General features: G+C 68.2%; 21 protein-coding genes and 1 tRNA gene. 9 read left to right on the forward strand and 13 right to left on the reverse strand.

Features of this window, described 5'->3' with window-relative positions; genetic code table 11:
* The first annotated feature begins 87 nt into the window (after positions 1–87).
* From DW307_RS16385 to DW307_RS16395, 3 genes are all read left to right on the forward strand, one after another.
* Complete coding sequence (locus DW307_RS16385; protein ID WP_051667894.1) at positions 88–1,053, forward strand: acetylxylan esterase; 966 nt, start codon at positions 88–90, stop codon at positions 1,051–1,053.
* An 89-nt stretch (positions 1,054–1,142) separates the two neighbouring features.
* Entirely contained in the window at positions 1,143–1,871 is a 729-nt protein-coding gene (locus DW307_RS16390; RefSeq protein ID WP_017828429.1) for a response regulator transcription factor, read from the forward strand.
* A 26-nt stretch (positions 1,872–1,897) separates the two neighbouring features.
* A complete protein-coding gene (locus DW307_RS16395) occupies positions 1,898–3,397 on the forward strand; it encodes a sensor histidine kinase (protein ID WP_021198767.1) in 1,500 nt (499 codons plus the stop codon).
* Between the two features lie 18 nt (positions 3,398–3,415).
* Here the strand turns inward: DW307_RS16395 and DW307_RS16400 are convergent, their stop codons facing one another.
* The 6 genes from DW307_RS16400 to DW307_RS16425 form a co-directional block, all read right to left on the reverse strand.
* Complete coding sequence (locus tag DW307_RS16400; RefSeq protein ID WP_029260532.1) at positions 3,416–4,990, reverse strand: FAD-dependent oxidoreductase; 1,575 nt, start codon at positions 4,988–4,990, stop codon at positions 3,416–3,418.
* A gap of 14 nt (positions 4,991–5,004) precedes the next feature.
* Positions 5,005–5,886: an FAD:protein FMN transferase gene (locus tag DW307_RS16405; protein ID WP_029265764.1), complete on the reverse strand. Its 882-nt coding sequence runs from the start codon at positions 5,884–5,886 to the stop codon at positions 5,005–5,007.
* Positions 5,887–5,900: 14 nt separating this feature from the next.
* Positions 5,901–6,371: an FMN-binding protein gene (locus DW307_RS16410; protein WP_029265766.1), complete on the reverse strand. Its 471-nt coding sequence runs from the start codon at positions 6,369–6,371 to the stop codon at positions 5,901–5,903.
* 93 nt (positions 6,372–6,464) lie between these two features.
* The gene (locus DW307_RS16415; RefSeq protein WP_136025227.1) at positions 6,465–7,499 is read right to left on the reverse strand and encodes a ribose-phosphate diphosphokinase; all 1,035 of its coding nucleotides are present in this window, start codon (positions 7,497–7,499) and stop codon (positions 6,465–6,467) included.
* A 6-nt stretch (positions 7,500–7,505) separates the two neighbouring features.
* Positions 7,506–8,936, reverse strand: coding sequence for a bifunctional UDP-N-acetylglucosamine diphosphorylase/glucosamine-1-phosphate N-acetyltransferase GlmU (glmU, locus tag DW307_RS16420; protein WP_136025228.1), 1,431 nt, complete (start codon positions 8,934–8,936; stop codon positions 7,506–7,508).
* A 1-nt stretch (position 8,937) separates the two neighbouring features.
* A tRNA-Gln gene (locus DW307_RS16425) sits at positions 8,938–9,009 on the reverse strand.
* Positions 9,010–9,120: 111 nt separating this feature from the next.
* Between DW307_RS16425 and DW307_RS16430 the strand changes: the two genes are divergently transcribed.
* From DW307_RS16430 to DW307_RS16440, 3 genes are read left to right on the forward strand one after another with little or no spacing between them, the layout of a single operon-like run.
* On the forward strand, positions 9,121–9,594 hold the full coding sequence (locus DW307_RS16430; protein ID WP_136025229.1) for a GNAT family N-acetyltransferase: 474 nt from the start codon (positions 9,121–9,123) through the stop codon (positions 9,592–9,594).
* 30 nt (positions 9,595–9,624) lie between these two features.
* Positions 9,625–10,119 carry a MarR family winged helix-turn-helix transcriptional regulator gene (locus DW307_RS16435; RefSeq protein WP_029260528.1) on the forward strand — a complete coding sequence of 165 codons (495 nt, stop codon included), beginning with the start codon at positions 9,625–9,627 and terminating at the stop codon, positions 10,117–10,119.
* Between the two features lie 19 nt (positions 10,120–10,138).
* Entirely contained in the window at positions 10,139–11,089 is a 951-nt protein-coding gene (locus DW307_RS16440; protein WP_197020511.1) for a pseudouridine synthase, read from the forward strand.
* Here DW307_RS16440 and DW307_RS16445 read toward each other — a convergent pair.
* The 3 genes from DW307_RS16445 to DW307_RS16455 form a co-directional block, all read right to left on the reverse strand.
* Positions 11,076–11,735 carry a methionine ABC transporter permease gene (locus tag DW307_RS16445; RefSeq protein WP_021198776.1) on the reverse strand — a complete coding sequence of 220 codons (660 nt, stop codon included), beginning with the start codon at positions 11,733–11,735 and terminating at the stop codon, positions 11,076–11,078. The two genes, DW307_RS16440 and DW307_RS16445, sit on opposite strands and share 14 nt — an antisense overlap.
* The gene (locus DW307_RS16450) at positions 11,735–12,778 is read right to left on the reverse strand and encodes a methionine ABC transporter ATP-binding protein (protein ID WP_136025230.1); all 1,044 of its coding nucleotides are present in this window, start codon (positions 12,776–12,778) and stop codon (positions 11,735–11,737) included. Before DW307_RS16450 ends, DW307_RS16445 begins: the two co-directional genes overlap by 1 nt.
* A 103-nt stretch (positions 12,779–12,881) precedes the next feature.
* A complete protein-coding gene (locus tag DW307_RS16455) occupies positions 12,882–13,793 on the reverse strand; it encodes a MetQ/NlpA family ABC transporter substrate-binding protein (RefSeq protein WP_021198778.1) in 912 nt (303 codons plus the stop codon).
* Between the two features lie 295 nt (positions 13,794–14,088).
* Here DW307_RS16455 and DW307_RS16460 point away from each other — a divergent pair, with 295 nt between their 5' ends.
* A complete protein-coding gene (locus DW307_RS16460) occupies positions 14,089–14,718 on the forward strand; it encodes a hypothetical protein (RefSeq protein ID WP_136025231.1) in 630 nt (209 codons plus the stop codon).
* A gap of 84 nt (positions 14,719–14,802) precedes the next feature.
* Here the strand turns inward: DW307_RS16460 and DW307_RS16465 are convergent, their stop codons facing one another.
* The 3 genes from DW307_RS16465 to DW307_RS16475 all read right to left on the reverse strand — a co-directional run bounded on the left by DW307_RS16465 (position 14,803) and on the right by DW307_RS16475 (position 19,499).
* A complete protein-coding gene (locus DW307_RS16465; protein ID WP_029265772.1) occupies positions 14,803–15,780 on the reverse strand; it encodes an NADP-dependent oxidoreductase in 978 nt (325 codons plus the stop codon).
* Between the two features lie 88 nt (positions 15,781–15,868).
* The gene (locus tag DW307_RS16470; protein WP_136025232.1) at positions 15,869–17,635 is read right to left on the reverse strand and encodes a Na+/H+ antiporter; all 1,767 of its coding nucleotides are present in this window, start codon (positions 17,633–17,635) and stop codon (positions 15,869–15,871) included.
* A 40-nt stretch (positions 17,636–17,675) separates the two neighbouring features.
* On the reverse strand, positions 17,676–19,499 hold the full coding sequence (locus tag DW307_RS16475; RefSeq protein ID WP_136025233.1) for an ABC-F family ATP-binding cassette domain-containing protein: 1,824 nt from the start codon (positions 19,497–19,499) through the stop codon (positions 17,676–17,678).
* A gap of 91 nt (positions 19,500–19,590) precedes the next feature.
* Here DW307_RS16475 and DW307_RS16480 point away from each other — a divergent pair, with 91 nt between their 5' ends.
* A complete protein-coding gene (locus tag DW307_RS16480) occupies positions 19,591–20,517 on the forward strand; it encodes a hypothetical protein (RefSeq protein WP_136025234.1) in 927 nt (308 codons plus the stop codon).
* Between the two features lie 58 nt (positions 20,518–20,575).
* Here the strand turns inward: DW307_RS16480 and DW307_RS16485 are convergent, their stop codons facing one another.
* The gene (locus DW307_RS16485) at positions 20,576–21,691 is read right to left on the reverse strand and encodes a DUF998 domain-containing protein (RefSeq protein ID WP_136025235.1); all 1,116 of its coding nucleotides are present in this window, start codon (positions 21,689–21,691) and stop codon (positions 20,576–20,578) included.
* A 97-nt stretch (positions 21,692–21,788) separates the two neighbouring features.
* Between DW307_RS16485 and DW307_RS16490 the strand changes: the two genes are divergently transcribed.
* Positions 21,789–22,439 (forward strand): HAD-IA family hydrolase, encoded by a 651-nt coding sequence (locus DW307_RS16490; RefSeq protein ID WP_021198785.1) that lies wholly within the window; start codon positions 21,789–21,791, stop codon positions 22,437–22,439.
* Positions 22,440–22,447 lie beyond the last annotated feature (8 nt).

Consider the following 22,447-nt stretch of genomic DNA (forward strand, 5'->3'; position numbering starts at 1 on the left):
GGATCCGCCTCGCCGATCACGCGCGCTTCTCCCCCTGTCGGCGCCGGTAGCGTCATCGAGGCAGACCATCTGGAAAGGACGCCCGCGGTGACCCACAATCCTCCCGAGGAGATGACCGAGTACTCGCTGGGCGCCCTGCTCACGCCGCTCGCATCGCCGGACGAGCCCGAGGACTTCGACGACTTCTGGCAGGCGACATTCCAGGAGTTCGGCGTCGGACCGGTGGCGTGGAAGGTCGCACTGGAGCACCCCGCGACCGCGACGCATCGCGTGACGGAGATCCGCTTCCGCTCCTCGGCCGGGGAAGACGCCACCGCCTTCGTGATGCTGCCGCACGCCACCGCCGACGTCCGCAGCGGCCTCGTCGTCGGACACGGATACGGCGGTCGGACCGGACCGGACATCGAACGGGTGCCCGCCCGCACCGCGGCGATCTTCCCCGTCGCCCCCGGGACGCACGTCGGCACCGCCAGCCGCTTCCCCGTCTCGCCCGACGAACACGTGCTGGCCGGAATCGCACACCGCGACACGTACTCGCATCGGTTCAGCGCAGCCGACATCTGGCGGGCGGCGACGGTCCTCCTCGAGATGGCGCCGTCGGCGGCGACAGCTCTCGACTTCAGCGGCGGCAGCTTCGGCGGTGGCATCGGCGCCCTGGCGCTCCCCTGGGATGCCCGGTTCCGCCGTGCGGCTCTCGACGTGCCGAGCTTCGGGAACCACGATGTGCGCCTCTCGCGGCACTGCACCGGGAGCGGAGAGGCCGTTCGCCAGCACCTCCGTCACCACCCGGAGGTGCGGCCGGTGCTCGACTACTTCGATGCGGCGACCGCCGCACGGCGCCTGCGCATACCCGTGCACGTCAGCGCGGCGGTGCTCGACCCCGCGGTGGACCCGCGCGGACAGTTCGCGGTCTATCACGCACTGTCGGGCCCCAAGAGGCTCGGGGTGCGCGCAGGCGGTCACCTCGACGGACCGGTCGGCGTGCTGTCCGACCGACTCGCCCTGCAGGACGGCATGGATTTCCTCGCGCTTCCCGACGAGCGCATCGCGTGAGCGCGTCGTCTCCTCGCGACGCGGCATCTCTCAGAGAACACATAGCATTCTCCATAGAAATCGCATAGGAGATTCCGCAGAATAGGGACATGACCAGCGACCTGCCCGAACTGCGCCGCCCCGACGGCTCCCCCCTGCGCATCCTCGCCGTCGACGACGAGCAGATGCTCACCGATCTCCTCGCCATGGCCCTGCGCATGGAGGGTTGGGAGGTGCGCACGGCCTCGTCCGGGATGGAAGCCCTCCAGGTGGCGCGCGAGTTCGAGCCCGACGCGCTGGTGCTCGACATCATGATGCCCGATCTCGACGGGATGTCCGTGCTCAAGCGGCTCCGCGAGTCCGGCAACCTCGTCCCGGTGCTCTTCCTCACCGCGAAGGACGCCGTGGGCGATCGCGTCGCCGGGCTCACCGCGGGCGGCGACGACTACGTCACGAAGCCGTTCAGCCTGGAAGAGGTGATCGCCCGTCTGCGCGCGATCATCCGGCGCACCGGTCACGCCACGGCCGACGACGGGCAGTCGATCCTGCGCGTCGCCGACCTCACCCTGAACGAGGACAGTCACGAGGTCGTGCGCGACGGCACCGAGATCGAGCTCACCGCGACCGAGTTCGAGTTGCTGCGCTATCTGATGCGGAACGAACGCCGTGTGCTCTCGAAGGCGCAGATCCTCGACCGGGTGTGGAGCTACGACTTCGGCGGCAAGTCGTCGGTCGTCGAGCTGTACATCTCCTACCTGCGCAAGAAGATCGATGCCGGCCGCACACCGCTGCTGCACACCGTCCGGGGCGTCGGTTACATGATCAAGGCTCCGCAGTGAGCTCAGCGACGGTGATGAGACGGCCGATGAGCCTGCAGACACGGCTGATGACCGCCGTGATCGGATTCGTCTCGCTGATCCTCATCATCGTCGCCGTCATCACCAGCGCGACGCTGGGCAGCACGTTGGAGCGGCAGCTCGACGAGAAGGTCGAGAGCTATGCCGCGGGCATCACGAAGCAGCTCGTCCAACAGGTCCCGGCTGAACGAGCCACGGTCGACAACATCCTCAAGGGCGGCAACCCGCAGATTCCCGGCCTGCTGTTCGCCGTCGCGAGTCCTGTCACCGGGGCAACCGGAATCGCCTTCGACAACTCGAACGGCGACCTCGGCGGAACATCCCAGGCTCTCACAGCGGATCAGCTGCACGAACTCATCAGCGCTCTGGGCAGCGGCACGCCGGCGACCGTCTCGCTCGCGGGGCTCGGTTCCTACCGGGTCGTCGCAAACCCTGCGAGCACGGGCGTCGTGGTTGTCACCGGACTCCCCCGTGACGAGATCCAGAACCAGCTCACGCAACTGCTCACCGTCATCGCCCTCGCGACCATCGGCGGGCTCATCCTGCTGGCGCTGACCACTGCGATCACGATCAGAGTGAGTCTGCGACCGCTGCGTGCTGTCGCGATGACCGCGACCAGGGTCGCCAACCAGCAGCTCGATCGCGGCGAGGTGACGATCACCGAGCGCGTACCGGCGTCCGAGGCGGATCCGCGCACCGAGACCGGGATCGTCGGAGCCTCCCTGAACAAGCTGCTCGATCATGTGAACACGTCGCTCGCCTCCCGCCAGAAGAACGAGGAGCGGATGCGGCGCTTCGTCGCCGACGCCAGCCACGAGCTGCGCACCCCGCTCGCCTCCATCCGTGGATACTCGGAATTGTCGCTGCGCGCGCTGCGTCAGTCGAACGCGCAGGCGGAGCGTCCCGAGGTCATCGAGGGCACGACCTCGTCGTTGGAGCGCATCCAGGCCCAGTCGCTGCGGATGACACGCCTCGTCGAGGACCTGCTGCTGCTGGCCCGACTCGACGAAGGCCAGGAGCTCGTCTACGGCACGGTCGACCTGACCCAGCTGGCCCTGGAAGGCCTCTCGGACGCACGCCCGACCGCGGCCGACCACCACTGGAACATCGACGTGCCCGACGAACCCGTCACGATCGTGGGAGACGCCGGACGCATGCATCAGGTCGTCGCGAACCTGCTCGCGAACGCCCGCACCCACACGCCCGCCGGCACGACCGTGACACTGAGCGTCGCGCAGGAGGGTGAGGATGCCGTGCTGCGCGTGCACGACGACGGTCCGGGCATCGACCCCGCCATCCGTGACGAGCTGTTCGCCCGTTTCGCCCGTGGAGACAGCTCGCGGGCCCGGCAGACCGGCGGCACGGGCCTCGGACTCGCGATCGCGAAGGCCATCGTCGAAGGGCACCATGGCTTCATCACCGTCACCAGCGAACCCGGTGACACGACCTTCACCGTCCGCATCCCGCGTAACCCGGCGGCAGCCGACGACGACACCGCCGAGGCCTGACCCGACGGGTCGGTCGACTCAGTATCCGGCGAACGCGTCGGTGGTGAGGCTGCGGGCCTTCTGCAGGGCAGGGGCGAGGTCGGCGATGAGCCGCGGCGGGCCCGAGATGAACGCATGACGCATGGCCAGGTCGGCGACGGCGCGCTCCAGGGTCTCCGCATCCAGACGTGCGCCTCGCGCCCAGGACCAGTGCGCGGGCAGGTCGCCAGGCTCGTCACGTGTGAACACCACGGTGGGCACCCCCGTCGCGGCGAGCTCATCGCGGAAGGCGAGTTCGGAGGCGTCGGAGGCGACATACACGAGCACCACATCGCGGCGCTGACCAGTCGCCTGCAACTGCCGCAGCTGCGAGACGAACGGTGTCACTCCGATGCCGGCCGCGACCATGAGCACCGGCTGGTCTCCGCGAGGAAGGATGAAATCCCCCCAGGTGCCGGTCACCGCGAAGGTCGCCCCCGGCTCTGCGGCGGCGAGAGCGCGCTTGTAGCTCGACGGATGCTTCTGGTCGCCGTTCTTGTACGCGATGCGCAACGTCGGAAGATCGGCGGGTGCCGACACGATGCTGAACTCCCGCCGGGTTCCGCGGGCGTCGGGGCGATGATGCGGAACGTCGAGCTCGAGGTACTGCCCCGGAAGGAAGCGCACGCGCCCCTTGGCACGGAACGTCAGCTCCTGCGCGGTCGGGGTGATGAACTCACGCCGCTCGAGCACGAGCCGCACCGAACCGCGCAGGGCGAACGCGAACGCCACCAGGTTGCCGATCAGCAGCGCACGCTCCTGACCGAGGGTGAACAGCCCGGCCACCGAGATCGGCCACCCCGCGAGCAGACCCACCACGACGGCCACGACGAGCTGTTGCCGACGGCGCGGCGGGAGGGTGAGCGGCTCCGAGAGCATAAACGCCCCGAGGAACAGGAAAGGCGACTGCAGCACCGCGAACTGCAGTGCGGTCACGATGTCGAACGTGATGTCGAACTCTGTGGCCTGCACCATCTGACGCACGACCGACGTGGCGACGGCGACGAGCAGGAACACCAGCACGATCCGGATCTTCTCGGTGCGCCACAGCACGGCGAGGCCCAGCACCGCCACAGGGATCGTGAGCACCGGCGTGCCGACCCACCACGACGACGAGGTCCCCAGCCACTCGAACGCTCCGAAAGCGCCGAGGATCGAGACCACGGCCGCCCCGAACGCGGCGGGGTTGAAGATGTGCCGCCCACGCCATGCGATCAGATACTTCGAGACGCTCGCGACGGCACCGGCGAGGGCGAGGCCGAGGAGCGCGCCAGGCTCGATGCCCGGCCGGAGGACGAACAGGAGGATGAGTGCCGTCACCAGTGACGATTCGACGCGCCAGGGCAGCCGGAGGATGCGCTGCGCCACCGCGTCGACGGCGGAGATGACGACCGCGAGCACGAGGAACGAGGCCACGAGCTCGAGCGGGGTCGGCGACACGATCACGCCGAAGAGCGACAGGACGAAGGCGATGACCGCGAGAGCGACGAGCGCGAACAGCACGAGGCGGTACATCGACAACGATCCCAGCACCGCGAGGACCCGCTGTCGTGCGGCGGCGAATGAGGTGATCACTTCTCCACTCTTCCCTAATTCCGACCTGAGGGGTGCGACGGCCCCGCGGTGACGAACAGTTCGGCCGGGCATCCGGGCGAGCGCTGCACGCGCCCGTCGGTGCTCATGCGCACCCACTCGACGTTCCACATCGCTGCGAGCTCGACACCGCCGTCGAAGAAGAGAGCCGTCGCCACGGCGTCGGCCGTCATCGTCTCCGGCGCCCATGCCCAGGTCGCGGCCCACGTGCGCACGGGAATCCCGGTGCGGGCATCCAGCACATGATGCAGCCCGCTCCCCCACGCCCTCCGGTTGATCGCCGAGGCGCACAGCGCCTGGTCGTGCACATCGACGACCCCGATCGCCTTCGTCGGATCGTACGGGTGCTCGAGGCCGATGCGCACACCGGAGCCGCGGACCCGGATGTCACCACCGGCGTCGACCACGAGGTCTCCGGGCACCGCGGCCAACGCCGCCGCCACGAGGTCGACGAGACGCCCTTTGCCGAGCGCGCCGACATCGATCAGGGCAGGCGCCGAGGCCGTGACATCGGTATCCGTCCAGGACACGTCCTGTTCCCAGGCCCCCGGTGCGCGCACGGGATCGCCCGGCACGAGGGAGTAGTCGGCGTCGTACCCGAGCGCGGCGAGGCTGTCCGCGACGAGCGGGTTGACGGCGCCTCCGGTCGCGGCGGAGAGCTCACGGTACGCGTCGAGCATCGGCCGGGCATCGGCGGAGGCGAAGCCGCCCCCCTCACGTCCGAGGCGCACGACCTCCGAATCTGCACGGAATCGGGACCACTCGCGGTCGAAGCGGTCGATCTCCGCCGTCACCGCAGCGCGTGCCGACTCCGGCAGGGGTTCCGTCGTCTCGATCTCCCACTGCGTCCCGATGGCCTCGAAACGCCAGCTCGCCATGGAGAATCAGGCGCCTAGGCGGCGGCCTGCTCCTTGATCGCCTCGACGGCCTTGTTGAACCCACCGCTGGTGAGCGACGAGCCGGCGACGCGGCTGACGTTCAGGTCGTCGAGAGCCTTGCCGTCGACCTGCTTGTCGATCCCGTCGATGAACTGCCCCTGGTACTGCTTGCTCTCTGGGGCCTGCGGGTCGCCGGTCACCTCGACATCGGTCACGACGCCGTCGGCGAGGGTCAGGGTGACGGAGATCTGCTCCACCGTCTCGGGCGTCTGGTACGACCCCTCGGCGGTGTAGGTGCCGTCGGCGTAGGTTCCCGTGGAGTCGCCACCGGAGGACGAGGAGGAACCGGCGTCAGGGGTGCTGCTGTTGTCGGCGGGCGCCTCGGCGTCGGCGTTTCCGGAGCATCCGGCGAGGACGAAGAGTCCCGCGATCCCGAGGAGTGCGGTTCCCTTGCGGACAGAGGTCGGTACGGTCGTGCGGATCATGGTGGTCCTCCCGGCTCGGTGTCGGCCGACGCGCTCGTCGGCCATTCGACCGTAAGCACCCCGGCTATGCGCGGGCTGTGCCGTGACGATGCGTTACGCGTCGCCGCCGAACATGCTCGTCACCGAGCCGTCTTCGAACACCTCGTGGATCGCGCGCGCCAGCAGCGGGGCGATCGGGAGGATGGTCAGCTTGTCCCAGCGACGCGACTCGGTGAGCGGGATCGTGTCGGTGATGACGACCTCGTCGATGGACGAGTCCTGCAGCCGATCGGATGCCGGGTCGCTGAAGATCGCGTGCGTCGCTGCGACGATGACGCGGTGGGCGCCGTTCGCCTTGAGCGCCTGGGCGGCCTTGACGATCGTGCCACCGGTGTCGATCATGTCGTCGACGAGGAGACAGGTGCGGCCGTCGACGGCACCGACGATCTCGTGCACGGAGACCTGGTTCGCGACCTTCGGGTCGCGCCGCTTGTGGATGATCGCCAGCGGTGCGCCGAGGCTGTCCGACCAGGTGTCGGCGACGCGCACGCGGCCCATGTCGGGCGAGACGACGGTGAGGATCTCACGGTCTTCGGACGACAGCGTGCGCTCGAAGTAGTCCAGGAGCACGGGCTTGGCGAACAGGTGGTCGACGGGACCGTCGAAGAAGCCCTGGATCTGCGCGGCGTGCAGATCGACGCTCATGACCCGGTCGGCGCCCGCGGTCTTCAGCAGGTCGGCGACGAGACGGGCGCTGATCGGCTCACGACCGCGGCCCTTCTTGTCCTGACGCGAATACGGATAATACGGCGCGACGACGGTGATGCGCTTGGCCGACGCGCGCTTGGCGGCGTCGATCATGATGAGCGTCTCCATGAGCCACTCGTTGACCGGCTCGCCGAAGGTCTGGATCAGGAAGAGATCCACACCGCGGATCGAGACCTCGAAGCGGGCGTAGATCTCGCCCGAGGCGAACGTCCGGTGCTCGACCGGTGCGATCTCGGTGCCGAGGGCCTCGGCGACCGCTGCGGTGAGTTCGGGATGCGAACGTCCACCGGCGACGACGAGCCGCTTCTTGGTCTTCGCGATGATCCCGGGGGCCACGCCGTTGTCGCGATCCAGATCGACCGTCTTCTTCTTGCGCGCCATGTCCGCCTATTCCGCCGAATTCTCGCGGGACGCAGCATCCGCCGCGCCCGTCCCTGCTCTGTTCTTCTCGACCCAGCCCTCGATGTTGCGCTGGGGGGCGACGCTCATGGCCAGCGCGCCGGCGGGGACGTCCTTGCGGACGACGGCGCCTGCACCGGTCTTCGCACCGGCTCCCAGCCTAACGGGCGCGACGAGCACCGTGTGCGACCCGGTGTGCACCTCGTCACCGATCTCGGTGCGGTGCTTGTTGACGTCGTCGTAGTTCGCCGTGATGGTGCTCGCGCCCAGGTTCACCCCGCGGCCGATCGTCGCGTCGCCCACGTAGGAGAGGTGCGGAACCTTGCTGCCCTCGCCGATCTCGGCGTTCTTGGTCTCGACGTAGGCGCCGATCTTGCCCCGGGCTCCGAGGATCGTGCCGGGGCGGAGGAACGAGAACGGGCCGACCGTCGCCTCGGCACCGATCACGGCCAGAGTGGCATCGGTGCGGCGGACGATCGCGTCCTCCCCGACCTCGCAGTCCACGAGCGTCGTGTCCGGACCGATGACGGCGCCGGAGGCGATCACCGTGGCGCGGAGGATCTGCGTGTTCGGGAGGATCGTGACGTCGGGTGCGAGCTTCGCGTCGTCGTCGATCCAGGTGGTGGCGGGGTCGATCACGGTCACGCCCTCGAGCTGCCAGCGACGCACGATCCGCTGGTTGAGCAGGCGCCCGACCTCGGCCAGCTGGGCGCGGTCGTTGACGCCGAAGGTGACCGAGATGTCGGAGACGACGGATGCCGCCACCCGGTCGCCGTCACGGCGGAGCAGGCCCGGCACGTCGGTCAGGTACATCTCGCCCTGGGCGTTGTCGACGCCGACCCGCGGAAGGTAGGCCCGAAGCGTCGCCGCACGGAACACGTACATCCCGGCGTTGATCTCGCGGACGGCGGCCTCCTCGGCGGTGGCGTCCTTCTGCTCGACGATGCGGTCGACTCCCCCGTCGGCATCGCGGACGACGCGTCCGTAGCCGGTCGGATCGTCGACCAGCGCCGTCATCAGCGTGGCCGGTGCGCCGGAGGCGCGGTGCTCCGCCAGGAACGCGGAGAGGGTGTCGACATCGGCCAGCGGGCAGTCGCCGGAGAGCACGAGCACGTCGCCGTCGAAGTCGGCGGGGAGGGCATCGACGGCCACCTGCACCGCACGACCGGTCCCGGGGATGTCGTCCTGGTCGACGAAGACCGCATCGGGGTAATCGACCGCGAGCGCCGCGACCACCTGGTCGCGCTCGTGACGGACGACGACCTCGACGTGCGCGGCCTGCAGCCGCCCCGCGGTGGTGAGCACGTGCCCCACCAGTGGACGTCCGCTGATCGGATGCAGCACCTTCGGCAGGCGCGACTTCATGCGAGTGCCCTGGCCTGCGGCGAGGACGATGATGGCGAGATTGTTCCCAGTCATGCTCCGCCGCCAGGACTCGAACCTAGACCTCACAGCTCCAAAGGCTGTCGTGCTGCCATTACACCACGGCGGACCGCGCCGCCCACGAGGGCGCCGCGGCATCAAGTCTGCCATGCCCGAGCCCCGGTTCTGCTGACACCCCGTGCGTCATCCACCCGAAACACCGCTCTGGGATGCTGGCGTCATGAGCATCGTGATCGAACGGGTGGAGACCGCAGACCCCGCCCTCGCCGAGTTCCTGATCGCCCACCACGCCGAGTTGGAGCACACGGCTCCACCGGAGAGCCGTCATGCCCTGGTGTTCGAGCGTCTGCTCGCGCCGGGAGTGCGGCTGTTCGCCGGGCACCTCGACGGCCGCCCCGTCTCCACCGGCGCCCTGGCGACGGTGGAGGAAGGGCACGAGGAGATCAAGTCGATGCGCACCGACCCCGCGCTGCGCGGGCGCGGTCTCGGACGCACCATGCTCGCCTTCCTCCTGGAGGATGCCGACGCGCGCGGCATCAGCCGCGTCTCGCTCGAGACCGGGAGCGCCGAGTTCTTCGTCCCGGCGCGCGCCCTCTACTCCGCCGCCGGCTTCCGCGAGTGCGGCCCTTTCGGCGGTTACGTCCTCGACCCGCACAGCACCTTCATGACGATCGACCTGCCGGCGGCGTCCTGATCCCCGAGCCGCACACGCGATAATGGGCGGATGAGCGAGGTGGATGAGGTCGACCGGATCGTCGGCGCGTGGAACACCCAGCGCCCCGACCTCGACTTCTCCCCGCTCGAGGTGCTGTCGCGGATGGACCGGCTGTCACGCCACCTCGACCGTGCCCGACGCGACGTGTTCCGCCGCAGCGACCTGGAGCACTGGGAATGGGATGTGCTCTCGGCGCTGCGTCGAGCAGGGGCGCCGTTCCAGCTCTCCCCCAAGCAGCTGCTGCAGCAGACTCTGGTCTCGAGCGGCACGATGACCAACCGGATCGACCGTCTGGTCGGCCGCCGCTTCGTGCGCCGCGAGGCCGACCCCGGCGACGGGCGCAGCGTGCTGGTGACGCTCACCGACGATGGGCGCATCCGCGTGGATGCCGCCATCACGCGTCTCGTCGACGTGGAGGCCGACCTGCTGCAGGCCCTCTCGCGCTCGGATCGGGATCGCCTCGCGGGGCTGCTGCGCAAGCTGAGCCTGAGCTTCGACTCGTGACCGGCCGCATCTGATGGGCATGCCCTCCCCCCTCCCCGTGCGCGACGGCGTGGGAGCCACACGATTGCACGTGCCCCTCTCCGGCTCGTGGCCCACCGTCGCCGCCTACATGGTCGAGCGCTTCTTCCACCTCGACCCCGAGCGTCTTCTCCAGAGGTTCGACCGCGGTGAGATCGTGCGGGCCGACGGCTCCCCCGTCCCTCGCGACGCCCCGCTCGGCAGCGTCGAATTCGTCTGGTACTACCGCGAACCCGCCGTCGAGACGCGGATCCCCTTCGAGATCGAGGTCCTGCACCAGGACGAGCATCTCGTGGTCGTCGACAAGCCGCATTTCCTGCCCACGACTCCCGGCGGCAAGTTCCTGCAGAACTCGGCGCTGGTGCGCCTGCGCAACCTCCTCGACAATCCCGACCTGGCGCCGATCCACCGGCTGGATCGCGCGACCGCCGGCCTGCTGATGTTCTCGACACGACCGGCGACCCGCGGCGCCTACCAGCTGATGTTCGAGAAGCGGCAGGTGCAGAAGGTGTACGAGGCGGTGTCGGAGCTCCCCGATCACGGCGAGCTCCCCTCGTTCCCGCTCGTCTACCGCAACCACATCGAGAAGCCCCGCGCCCAGGTGCGTGTGCAGGTCGACGATGCCAGGGAGCCGAACGCCGAGACGCTGATCGCGCTGATCGGCAGCGACGATCGCGTGGTGCATACGCTGCTCCGCCCGCACAGCGGCAAGATGCATCAGCTGCGCGTGCACCTGGCCGCCCTCGGCATCGGCATCCTGAACGACCGGTTCTACCCGGAGCTGCTCGACGACCTGCCCGACGACTTCGACCGCCCGCTGCAGCTGCTCGCTCGTGAACTGCGCTTCATCGATCCGCTGAGCGGGACGGAGCGGGTGTTCACCACTCGTCGCACCCTACAGGAGGCGCCTGCCGACGAGAACCCGGTCGAGAGCCCCGTCAGCGGCGCATGACCTTGCGGGCCAGGCGGGTTCCGAGCGTCTGCGCCACGTGCACGAAGACGACGATGAGCAGCACGGCCGCCCACATCACCACGGGCTCGAACTGACGACGTCCGTAGGTCAGTGCGAAGTTTCCGAGACCGCCTGCACCGATGTAACCCGCCATCGCGGTCATGTCGATGAGGGCGACGATGACGAACGTGTACCCGAGGATGAGCGGCCCCAGGGCCTCCGGGATCACGACGGTGAAGAGCGTCCGCCAGGGGCCGGCCCCCATGGCGCGTGCGGCTTCGATCACTCCGGGTGAGACCCCGACGAGATGCTGTTCGACGATGCGGCCGATCGCGAACATCGAGGCCACGACGAGCGCCACGATTGCGGCGTTCGTGCCGATGCCGCTGCCCACGATGAAACGCGAGAACGGGATCAGCACCGTGATGAGGATCACGAACGGGATGGGGCGGAAGAAGTTGATGAAGAGGTTCAGGACTGCGGAGACCGCCCGATTCTGCAGCATCCCTCCCGGCCTGGTGAGGTACAGACCGACGCCGATCAGACCGCCCAGCAGGCCGCCCAGCACCAGCGTGAGAGAGACCATGTAGAGAGTCTCGACAGCAGCCGTCCAGAACTCGGGCCCCAGCTCGATGAGACGATCCATCAGCGCACCTCCTCGCTGTCGATGTCGGACACGTCGACATGTGGGGCGATGCTCGCGAGCGTCTGCTCGATGACACCGTCCTCGCCGCGGATCGCGAGAGTGAGGTGTCCGAAGGCACGTCCGCGGATGTCGTTGATGCCCCCGAACACGAGCTCGAATTCCAGTCCCGCGTCGGCGAGCTGGAGAAAGACCTGCGCCTGGGACGGACCGCCGTCACGGAACGAGAACGTCACGAGGCGTCCATCGTGACGTTCACGGAGCACCGCCCGTTCAGACGGAGAGGGCACCCCCTTCACGACCGTGCCGACGAACCGCTGCGAAGCGGCGTGCTGTGGGTTGGAGAAGACCTCGAACACGTCGCCGTGCTCGATGACGCGACCGCGGTCCATGACGGCGACCTTCGTCGCAATCGTCTGGATGACATCCATCTCATGTGTGATCACGACGATCGTCACGCCCTGTTCCTCGTTCACCTTCTTGAGCAGTGCCAGCACCTCGTGCGTGGTCTCCGGGTCGAGCGCGCTGGTCGCCTCGTCTGCGAGGAGGATGGCCGGCCTCGTGGCGAGGGCTCTGGCGATGCCCACACGCTGCTTCTGACCGCCGGAGAGCTGTTCGGGGTATGAGCGCGCCTTGTCGCTCAACCCCACGAAGCTGAGCAGCTCGGTGACACGCGCCTCGATGTCGGGCTTCGACCACCCGGCCAGCTTGAGGGGATACGCGACGTTCGCCCGCACGCTCTTCGACGAGAAGAGGTTGAACTGCTGGAAGATCATTCCGATTCCACTGCGCACCCGGCGCAGTTCGCGCTCCGCGAGAGCCGTGATCTCCACGCCATCGACAGTGATCCGCCCCTCGGAGGCAGGCTCCAGAGCATTGATGAGACGCACGAGCGTCGACTTGCCTGCGCCGGAGTATCCGATGATGCCGTAGACATCTCCCTGATCGATCTGCAACGTGACGCCGTCGACCGCCGCGATCTGCTCGTCAGCCCCAGCCGGGGACGGGTATCTCTTCGATACGTTCTCGAGGGACACGATGGGCATGGAGTGCTCCGGTCTTGAAGGGGAAAAGGAAGGGCGTGGTCGACCTGCAGACGACGAATCGGGCGACGCTCGCGCGTCGCCCGATTCTCTCAGGTCGACCTGATCAGCTGTTCGCCGCGACGTCCTTCTGAACGTCCTTGAGCAGCGAGGCCAGCTCGTCGGCCGGCGTCTGCAACGTGACGCCGGTGCCGCCCGACGACTTCGCCAGGCCCTCCTGCACGTTCTTGTCGGTCTGGAAGATCTCGACCAGCTTGAGGTAGGTCTCGTTGTCGACGTCTTCGGCGCGCGACGCGAAGATGTTCACGTACTGGAGCGCACTCGGGTCCTCGGGGTCGTCGGTGAAGAGCGCGTCGTCGAACGAGAGCCCCGCGTCCTCCACGAAGTCGTTGTTGATGACGGCTGCTGCGACATCGGGCAGGGCTTCAGGGGTGAGGGCCGCTTCCAGCGCTGTGACCTTGACCTTGGACGTGCTCTCATCGACGTCAGCGAGATCCGAGAAGGCGGTGCCGCCGTCCTTCAGATCGACGAGTCCGGCGGCCTGCAGCACCAGCAGCGCCCTGGCCTGGTTCGAAGCATCATCGGGTACAGCGACGGTCTCGCCTTCCGGGATGTCCTTCACGGAATCGTACTTCGTCGAATAGAGACCCAGCGGGTAGATCTGCGTCGATCCGATCGCCGCGAGATCATCGCCCGATGCCTCGTTGTACTGAGCCAGATACACGATGTGCTGGAACTGGTTGAGGTCCACCTCGCCCTCGCTCAACGCAGGGTTCGGAAGCTCGTACGAACCGAAATCGACGAGCTCGACCGTGATTCCTTCCGCCGCAGCCGCATCCACGAACGCGGGCCACTGCGGATCGCTCTCGCCGACGACGCCGATCTTGACGACCTCGTTCTCGGACGATCCCTCACTGCCGGATCCGGCATCGGACGACCCCGTGGCGCACCCGGTGAGTGCGACGAAGAGCGGGACCGCGGCGAGCGCGGCCAGGATGGAAGTGGTACGGCGTGACATGTGAAGGAGTTCCTCTCTTGGGGGACTCGAATACGTTAGGCAGGCCGCGCGACGCACGCGGAATCGAGTGTCACACGGCGTCACAGCGACAGGTCGACCGTCTTCACCCGACTCGGATCGACCGCGCACGCCTGTGCCCTGGCCGTGCGTCATCGAACGACACAGTCGGCGACGGCGAGAAACAGTCGGCGACAGCAGGACACAGTCGGCGACAGCAATCGCACCGTGTGTTCTGCTCGACGCACTCGAAAGAGTGTCGGTGCCGTCCGGCACCGATCCAACGACCGGAGACGTCATGAAAACACGAAAGAAAGTCGCACTCGCCACGGCCACCGCGGTACTTCTGTCCTTCTCGCTGCCCGCCGCCGCTCACGCGGCGACAGAGGAGCATCTGTACGCGAACTCGACAGTCGTCGTCACGGATGTGAGGACCGGAGCGATCGTGTATCAGCAGTCGGAGCAGATCCCTGTGGATACGAACAGCACGTCGGCCACGATCGAGGCGCGGATCCCTTCGACCGAATCATCAGCTGCTCCAACTGAGCCGGGCATCATCGCCCCGCGGTCCTCCGTCGGCGGGAATCACGACAACGGTTCGGTCAAGTCGTCGATCACGATCCAGTACACCTTGAAGGGCGATCAGATTCGGACAGAGAAGGTCACGGGCAGCTGGACGCCCGACCCGGGGTTCGGACTCAAAGAGCGGAAGGTGGAGATCTACAGCGGCGGTGGAGTGCCGTCGATCATCAAGAAGGCGCCGACGGCGAACAGCTATAGCTACAACACCGGATGGGGCTTCCAGATCAAGCCACCGCAGAACTCTCTCACCTCCCCACGGGTGCTGGCCGAGGTGAAGTACCAGCTCTCGGGGACGGGCAGTGCGTGGCTGAAGCTGACGCACTGGGTCGACCTGTCCGGTATCTGATCCCGTGGTGAGGAGGGTCCGAGCAGTGTTCGCACACTCGGACCCTTCTCTCACCTCCCACGCGGAAGCGTGCGGCACACAGCGTCACAGCTGGCGCGAAGAGCGCGGTGCGCGCAACGCCAGCTTTCCCACGTAATGGCTTCGCAGCGCGTGGTGCGCCTGGGCGACCTCGGCCGCGTCGAACACCTGCGCCACGTGCGGGGCGATGAGACTGGACTCGATGACCTCGTTCAGACGCTGCAGCGCCGCTCGGCTGCGGTCGCCGTCGTAGAACGACACACGCTCGACGACCTCGGCCGACGGTGGCGGATTCACACCGTGCGCCCACGCGATGCGCCCCGACGGTGCCACCCCGCGCAGCGCATCCTCGGCCGCCCGACCTCCGGCGGTGACGAGTGCGCCGTCGAGGCCCTCCGGAGCGAAGCTCTCGATGGCCGCCATCACGTCGTCCCGCCTCCCGTCGACGACGACATCGGCGCCGAGGCCCCCGGCCAGCGACACGCCGTCCTGTCCTGAGGCGACCGCGAACACCCGGAGTCCACGGTGTTTGGCGAGCTGCACCGCGAGGTGACCGATCCCTCCGCTCGCGCCGAAGATCATCACGGCGTCTCCGGGGCGCGCATCGATCGTGTCGAGTCCGCTCGTGGCCGTCAGTGCGTCCCAGGCGAGCACTCCGGCCTGCTCGTCGGTCAGCCGCGCGGGCACCGGGGCGACATGCTCCTGGTCGACCACCGCATACTCGGCGTAGAACCCGCCTCGCGGGACGGGGGTCGACGCGGCGTACACCCGATCCCCCGGGGCGAAGCGCGTCACGTCGGCGCCGACCGCCTCGACCGTTCCCGCCCCTTCCCACCCGAGGATGTAGGGGAAGGTCGACGGCACGCCGAAAGCTCCCTCGTAGTGGCCTTCGCGCTCCTCCCGATCCCATGACCCGATGCCGGCGACATCGATGCGGATGAGTACATCACCTTCGCCGACCGCGGGGATCGGAACCGACTGTTCACGCAGCTCCCCCTCGTCGCCGAATCGATCGAGAATGATGGCTCTCATCATGGTGGGCATCGGTCTCCTCGTTCTCAGGCGGATCGTTCTGGCGGGTGCGCGCCGTCGTCTCGATGCGCTCCGACGGCGGTGTCGTCCGCTCGGGTGTTCAGTCGTACTCCTCGATCCCCTGCAGGCGCACCTGCTCGAGGTCGAGTCGGGCGGAGATGCGGCGCACGACGATGTCGTCGACCGTGCCGGCGCCGCGCAGCCCGAGGAGGACCTCACGCTTGCGGTCGATCAGGGCGAGCTTGAGTCGCGTGTGCTCCTCATGCCGGATCAGCGGCGAGCGCTGCGCGAGGTCGACATCGGTCGAGGTCGCGATCATCTGCAGCACCGTGCCGTCGGTGCCCTCCCCCTCCGTCGCCTGGGAGGTTCCGCCTCCCGTGGTGGGGTCGTCTCCGATGTCGGCGGTTCCGGCACCGAGGGGGTCGGGCTCGCCGAGCATCTCGTCGAGAGCATCGGCTTCCGCGTCGACGAGGGCCTGCTCGCGGGCCAACGACCGGGCGTTCGCGAACTCGAGCATCTGATAGCCCTCCGACCGCACGCGATCGAGGACTTCCTGGCCCACGCCGTGCTCAGCCGCGAGGTCGTCGAGAGCGGCGAGCGCCGCCCCGGAGATCGCCCGCTCGGCGAGTTCGTATTCCTCGTCCTCGACGTGGTCGACGGGGAACCGCGCCCACCGCACGATCGCGGGCAGGAGCGGCCCCTGCACGAGCAGACTCAGCAGGATGACGCCGGCGGTCACGAACACGATCTCATCGCGTCCGTTGATGGCCCCACCCTCTGTGATGCTCGTGGGGACCGACAGCGCGATCGCGAGCGAGACGGCGCCGCGCATACCGGCGACGGTGGATACGACTCTGGCCCGTGCCCTGGCGCCGCGTGCGGGTCTCGGCCCGGCCTGACGCTGGAACAGCACGTTCACCAGCTGGAACAGGTAGCGCACGGCCAGCAGCGTCGCCCAGACAGCGAGCGTGATGAGCACCAGGCGACCGATCGCCGCTGCGGAGATCTCATGCACGACGTACTGCACCTCGAGCCCGATCAGGACGAACAGGGCGCCGTTGAGCAGGAAGACGCCGAACGGCCACGCCGCGTCGGCCTGCCGCCGGGAAGAGGCCGTCGTGACCCTCGGCGACACGTAGGCGACGATGAGACCCGCGACCACGACCGCCAGCACACCGGAGGCGTGCACCATCTCGGCGACGAGGAACGCCGTGAAGGGGATCAGGAGCAGAGCGACGTTGATCACGATCGTCGACGACGTGCGCCGCAGCAGCAGGTACCCGAGAGCCGCGACGACGACACCGGCCGCGATGCCGCCGACATAGGAGACCAGCACGTCGAGCGTGACCGACAGCGGGGTGATCTGGCCGCCGAGCGCCAGCGACACCGCGATCGCGTACAGCACCAGGGCTGTGCCGTCGTTGGTCAGGCTCTCGGCCTTGAGCTTCATGAACATGCGGCGCGGCAGCAGACGCCCGAGGGCGGCGACGGCCGTGGCATCCGGCGGCGCGACCGCGGCACCCAGGATGAGGGCGATCTCCCACGGCATCCCGAACAGCACTCCGATACCGGCGACCGCGAACGCCGAGGCGACGACCAGCACTGTGCTCATCGGCAGGATGTAGCGGAAGTCACGGCGGATCGACCGCAGAGACGTGGTGAGGCTCTCCCAGAAGAGCATCACGGGCAGGAACAGCAGCAGCACCGTCTCGGGAGGCAGCTGCACTTCGCGCAGCGGAGGCACGAACCCCAGCAGCAGTCCGAAGATGACGAGGACGAGGGGCAGCGCGAGACGCACGCGCGGGGCGATCAGGGTTCCGACGAGAATCGTGAGTCCGAGCAGGACAGTTACTTCGAGGCCTTCCATCCCTACCTCCCAACAGCGTTGGGAGAAGGATATTCCTCCGTCAGCCGATCTCGTCGGTGAGTTCGAACCAGCGCAGCTCCAGCTCCTCGATCTCGGCCTGCTGCTCGCTGATCTTCTTCATCCGGTCGCCGAGACCCGCATAGTCGGACTGGTCGTGGTCCGCCAGCGCGGTCTTGGCGGCGTTCACCTGCTGCGTGAGCTTCTGGATGCGTCGCTCGAGGGCGGACACCTCCTTCTGCGCTGTGCGCAGTGCCGCACCGTCGAGCCCCTTCGCGGCAGCTGTGGCCGTCGCCGTCGCTGCGGCCGTCGCGGTCTGCTTCGACCCGGTGGAGGACTGCAGGTGACGCAGTCGCAGATACTCGTCGACCCCGCCCGGGAGGTGACGCAGGTGACCGTCGAGGATCGCGTACTGCTGGTCGGTGACGCGCTCCAGGAAGTACCGGTCGTGGCTGACGACCAGGAGCGTGCCCGACCAGGAGTCGAGAAGGTCCTCGATCGCGGCGAGCATGTCGGTGTCGAGGTCGTTGGTCGGCTCGTCGAGGATCAGCACGTTCGGCTGGTCGAGCAGCACGAGAAGCAGCTGCAGGCGACGCTGCTGTCCACCCGAGAGATCCTTGACCGGAGTGGAGAGCTGGGCGGAGTCGAACCCGAGCCGTTCGAGCAGCTGCCCGGGCGTGAGGTCCTGCGCCTTGGAGCCGGCCCCCATCGTGTAGGAGGTGCGCAGGCCCGAGATGATCACACGCACCGGGTCGTTCCAGTGCTGGGTGAGCTCGTCGAGCCGCTGTGTGAGGGTCTGCACCTTCACCGTCGTGCCGCGCTTGACCCGTCCGACGGTCGGCTCCACGGTGCCGGAGATGAGGCCGAGCAGCGTCGACTTGCCGGCGCCGTTCACACCGAGGATCCCGGTGCGCTCCCCCGGCGCGATGCGCCACTCGATGTCGCGCAGCACGACCTTCTCGCCGCCGTCCGCCGTCGGGTAGGTCACCCCGACGTCGAGCAGGTCGACCACGTCCTTCCCGAGTCGCGAGACGGCGAGCGACTGCAGCGACACCTTGTCGCGGATCTCGGGGACGTCGGCGATGAGCTCATTGGCCGCGTCGATGCGGAACTTCGGCTTGGCCGTGCGGGCCGGAGCGCCACGGCGGAGCCACGCGAGCTCCTTCTTGGCGAGGTTCTGACGCTTCGCCTCGGTGGCGGCCGCCATCCGGTCGCGCTCGACGCGCTGCAGGATGTACGCCGCGTAGCCGCCCTCGAAGGGCTCGACGATGCGGTCGTGCACCTCCCAGGTCTCGGTGCTGATCTCATCGAGGAACCATCGGTCGTGCGTCACGACCATGAGGGCGCCCGAGTTCGGCGACCAGCGCTTCTTGAGGTGTCCGGCGAGCCAGGTGATCGCTTCGACGTCGAGATGGTTGGTCGGCTCGTCGAGGGCGATGACGTCCCAGTCTCCGGTGAGGAGCTTCGCGAGCGACACCCGACGCCGCTGCCCACCGCTGAGAGAACCGATCTCGGCATCCCACGGGAGGTCGGTGAGCAGCCCTTCGATGACGTCGCGGATCCGCGCATCGCCCGCCCACTCGTACTCCGGGGTGTCGCCGACGACCGCCGCACTGATGGTGAGGTCGTCTGGCAGGTTGTCGGCCTGATCGAGCACGCCGATCCGCGTTCCTCCGCGCACCGTGACGCGTCCGGAGTTCGGTTCCTTGATGCCTGCCAGCATTCCGAGCAGGCTCGACTTGCCGTCGCCGTTGCGGCCGACGATGCCGATGCGGTCGCCCTCCTCGATGCCGAGGGTCACGGAGTCGAAGACGACCCTGGTCGGATATTCGAGGTGGAGGGCTTCAGCCCCGAGAAGATGTGCCATGTTCCTTCCAGGGTAGCCGCGTGCGACGAACCGTCCGGCCGTTGCCCGGAAGGTTGCCTCCGACGGACGTCGCCCGATCTAGGATCGACGGGTGCCAAGGAATCGCCGGGTGTTCTCGCTCATGCTCGACAATCGCAAGGCGAAGCTGATGGAGTCGAAGAGACGACCCGGTCGCTTCGAGCTCAGCGTCGATGGGATTCCGCAATCCGTCGTCTCGATGACCGATCCCACCGCGCTCGAATACGCCTACATCCAGCACATCGCCAGAGCGATGGACGCCGCGGCGGAGCCCGGTGCCCCGCTGTTCACCGTGCATCTGGGCGCCGGAGCACTCACGCTGGCACGCTACGTCGCGGCCACGCGTGCCGGGTCCCCGCAGCTCGCGGTGGAGTTCGAACCCGCCCTCTACACCGCGGTGGTCGCCGCCCTGCCGCTGCCCTCCGGCACCGATCTGCGCGTCATCTTCGGCGATGCACGAGCGGTCGCAGACGCGGATCTCCCCGACGAGAAGCGCTCGTCGGCGCCCTCGTCCTCTGTCCCCGCGGTCGCCGCGGCTGCAGCGGAGAGCACCGCGATCGACACCGACTGGGTGGATACGCAGTTCACCGTCGTGGATCTGTGGGATGCCGCGGTCATCCGACATCGTGTGGCCAGCCAGGAGTTCTACCGCCGCGTCGCCGCACGCTCCGCCGCGGCGGGCGTCGTGGCCGTGAACCTGCTCGACGGGCACCCGTTCGAGTACTCACGGCGACAGGCGGCCACCCTGCGCACCGTGTTCGACCACGTCGCCGTCGTCCTCGACGCCGAACCGGAAGATGATGAAGGGCCACTGGGCAACGTCGTCATCTTCGCGAGCGACGAGCCGCTGAGCATCGTGACGATCCCCGAGCTTCTCGGCCCGCCACGACCTCATATGCTCCACGACGATTCTCTGACGTCGTGGATCGCCGAAGCGCGCATCATGACCGACGCCGACGGCACGGACTCCCCCGACCCCGACGATCCGATCTGGGACTAGCCCCGGCGCGACCGCCTCGTCAGCCCGCCTCGTCAGCCCGCCTCGTCAGCCCGCCTCGTCAGCCCGTCTCGGTCGCTGCATCGGCCGAGACCGCCGGTGCGGTGACCGACCCCGCCGTGCGGAGGAACACGATGATCCAGCTGAAGATCAGCACGGCGGCGATCAGCTCGACAGCGGTGAGGTTGTAGTAGCCGACCGCGAAGAAGGCCGCGAGCAGGATGATCACCAGCACGTAGGTCCACCCGAAGGCCACGAACACACGAGGGATGGTCGGCAGGAACCACGGCAGGCCGACCACGACGATCCCGAACACCACGGTCATACCCGTCGCGACGGTGTTGTGCAGGAGGAAGAACTCGTCCACCGGGAAGATACCGACGCACGCGAGGAAGATGCCCATCAGGATCAGTCCGCCGCGCACCATGAAGCGTCCTCGCCGTTCCTCCGGGCTCTTGGCCGGGAGCCCCGCGGTCGCGTAGCGGGAGATCGTCGTGATCATCACCCCGGCGATGACCAGCGTCACATTGAACGCGACCGATGCGCTGTTGGTGCTCATGCCGAGCGCCGACAGGTTGTCGCGCCACCAGTGCACGTCGCTGGAGGCGAGCATGCTGGCGAATGCGCCGACCACGAGGAAGACGGCGAGCACCAGCGACAGCACCATCGGGGTCAGGGCGACGGCACTGAGGAAACAGACGTATCCGGTCAGCGCGAAGGCAACCGCCACCAGGATGGCGCCGGGGAACGGGAACACCGGGGCATCGGTGAAGCTCCGCTCGAGGAGCTCGGCGACGCCGAGCCAGCCGAGGTACGCGATGGCCGCATGCGCGAAGGCGATGGCGGTGAGGTCGTACCACCGCAGCCGATCCCCCGGCACGCTGAAACCGTCGCGCGCCGCGCGGGGGTCGGGCTGCGCGGGTCGCACGGCGACGCGCCCGAGGGTGAAGGCGATGACGGCGGTGATCGCGCCCCCGTACGCCGCGAAGACTCCGATCGAGCCGCTGCCGCTGATCGCCAGGTCGTGGCCCCAGAAGACCGGGAGTCCGATCAGGAATCCTGCGACGAAGAAACCGGCGCCGACGATCAGCGCCGTCGCCTCGAAGACGGCCTCCGCCGTCGCCGGGCCGCGCACCTGACGCAGCACCTGCATCACCCTGCTCGCGAGTGCGTTCATCCTCGTCCTTCCCGGTCCACATCCTAGAAGCCGCGCACGCCGCGCACCGGCCTGCGCGCGCCCGTGCGTTCGTCGCGTGTGCGACTAGCCTGGACGGGTGACCCAGACCATCGCCGCCCGCGCCGCCCTCCTCGACATGGACGGCACCCTCGTCGACTCGACCGCCGTCGTGGAACGGCTGTGGCTCGCATGGGCAGAGCCGCACGGCATCGATCCGGAGACGGTGCTGCGCACCGTGCACGGGCGACAGGGCCATCAGAGCATGGCGATCATGCTTCCGGAGCGCGATCATGCGATCAACCTCCACGAGAACGACATCATGCTCGCGAACGAGGCGGGTGACGTCGACGGAGTGATCGAGATCCCCGGCGCACGTGCGCTGCTCGATGCGCTGCGGCCCTTCCCACACGCGATCGTCACCTCCGCGAACGTCGCACTCATGACCGCACGGATGCGGGCCGCGGGCCTCACCGTTCCCGCACAGAAGGTCACGGCCGAGGATGTGTCCGCCTCCAAGCCCGACCCCGAAGGGTTCCTCCGCGCGGCAGAGCTGCTCGGGATCGCTCCGGCGGATTGTGTCGTGTTCGAAGACTCCGGTGCGGGCATCCAGGCGGGCCTCGCTGCGGGAATGCGCGTCGTCGGCGTGGGCACGCACGCCGCGGCCCACCACCCGACAGTCCTGGTCACCGACCTCTCCCAGGTCGCTGTCTCCCCCACGGCCGACGGGTTCGAGCTCACGATCGGCTGACGTCGCCC

The organism is Microbacterium sp. K27 (assembly GCF_004794435.1).
In the GTDB taxonomy this organism is placed as follows: domain Bacteria; phylum Actinomycetota; class Actinomycetes; order Actinomycetales; family Microbacteriaceae; genus Microbacterium; species Microbacterium maritypicum_A.

Coding starts and splice junctions, on each gene's coding strand:
- DW307_RS16475 (WP_136025233.1), bottom strand. CDS start 19,499: ATGGCACATCTTCTCGGGGCTGAAGCCCTCCACCTCGAATATCCGACC.
- DW307_RS16410 (WP_029265766.1), bottom strand. CDS start 6,371: ATGATCCGCACGACCGTACCGACCTCTGTCCGCAAGGGAACCGCACTC.
- glmU (WP_136025228.1), bottom strand. CDS start 8,936: ATGACTGGGAACAATCTCGCCATCATCGTCCTCGCCGCAGGCCAGGGC.
- DW307_RS16465 (WP_029265772.1), bottom strand. CDS start 15,780: ATGCCCACCATGATGAGAGCCATCATTCTCGATCGATTCGGCGACGAG.
- DW307_RS16405 (WP_029265764.1), bottom strand. CDS start 5,886: ATGGCGAGCTGGCGTTTCGAGGCCATCGGGACGCAGTGGGAGATCGAG.
- DW307_RS16450 (WP_136025230.1), bottom strand. CDS start 12,778: ATGCCCATCGTGTCCCTCGAGAACGTATCGAAGAGATACCCGTCCCCG.
- DW307_RS16455 (WP_021198778.1), bottom strand. CDS start 13,793: ATGTCACGCCGTACCACTTCCATCCTGGCCGCGCTCGCCGCGGTCCCG.
- DW307_RS16435 (WP_029260528.1), top strand. CDS start 9,625: ATGAGCGAGGTGGATGAGGTCGACCGGATCGTCGGCGCGTGGAACACC.
- DW307_RS16430 (WP_136025229.1), top strand. CDS start 9,121: ATGAGCATCGTGATCGAACGGGTGGAGACCGCAGACCCCGCCCTCGCC.
- DW307_RS16460 (WP_136025231.1), top strand. CDS start 14,089: ATGAAAACACGAAAGAAAGTCGCACTCGCCACGGCCACCGCGGTACTT.
- DW307_RS16485 (WP_136025235.1), bottom strand. CDS start 21,691: ATGAACGCACTCGCGAGCAGGGTGATGCAGGTGCTGCGTCAGGTGCGC.
- DW307_RS16470 (WP_136025232.1), bottom strand. CDS start 17,635: ATGGAAGGCCTCGAAGTAACTGTCCTGCTCGGACTCACGATTCTCGTC.
- DW307_RS16445 (WP_021198776.1), bottom strand. CDS start 11,735: ATGGATCGTCTCATCGAGCTGGGGCCCGAGTTCTGGACGGCTGCTGTC.
- DW307_RS16395 (WP_021198767.1), top strand. CDS start 1,898: ATGAGCCTGCAGACACGGCTGATGACCGCCGTGATCGGATTCGTCTCG.
- DW307_RS16390 (WP_017828429.1), top strand. CDS start 1,143: ATGACCAGCGACCTGCCCGAACTGCGCCGCCCCGACGGCTCCCCCCTG.
- DW307_RS16440 (WP_197020511.1), top strand. CDS start 10,139: ATGCCCTCCCCCCTCCCCGTGCGCGACGGCGTGGGAGCCACACGATTG.
- DW307_RS16415 (WP_136025227.1), bottom strand. CDS start 7,499: ATGGCGCGCAAGAAGAAGACGGTCGATCTGGATCGCGACAACGGCGTG.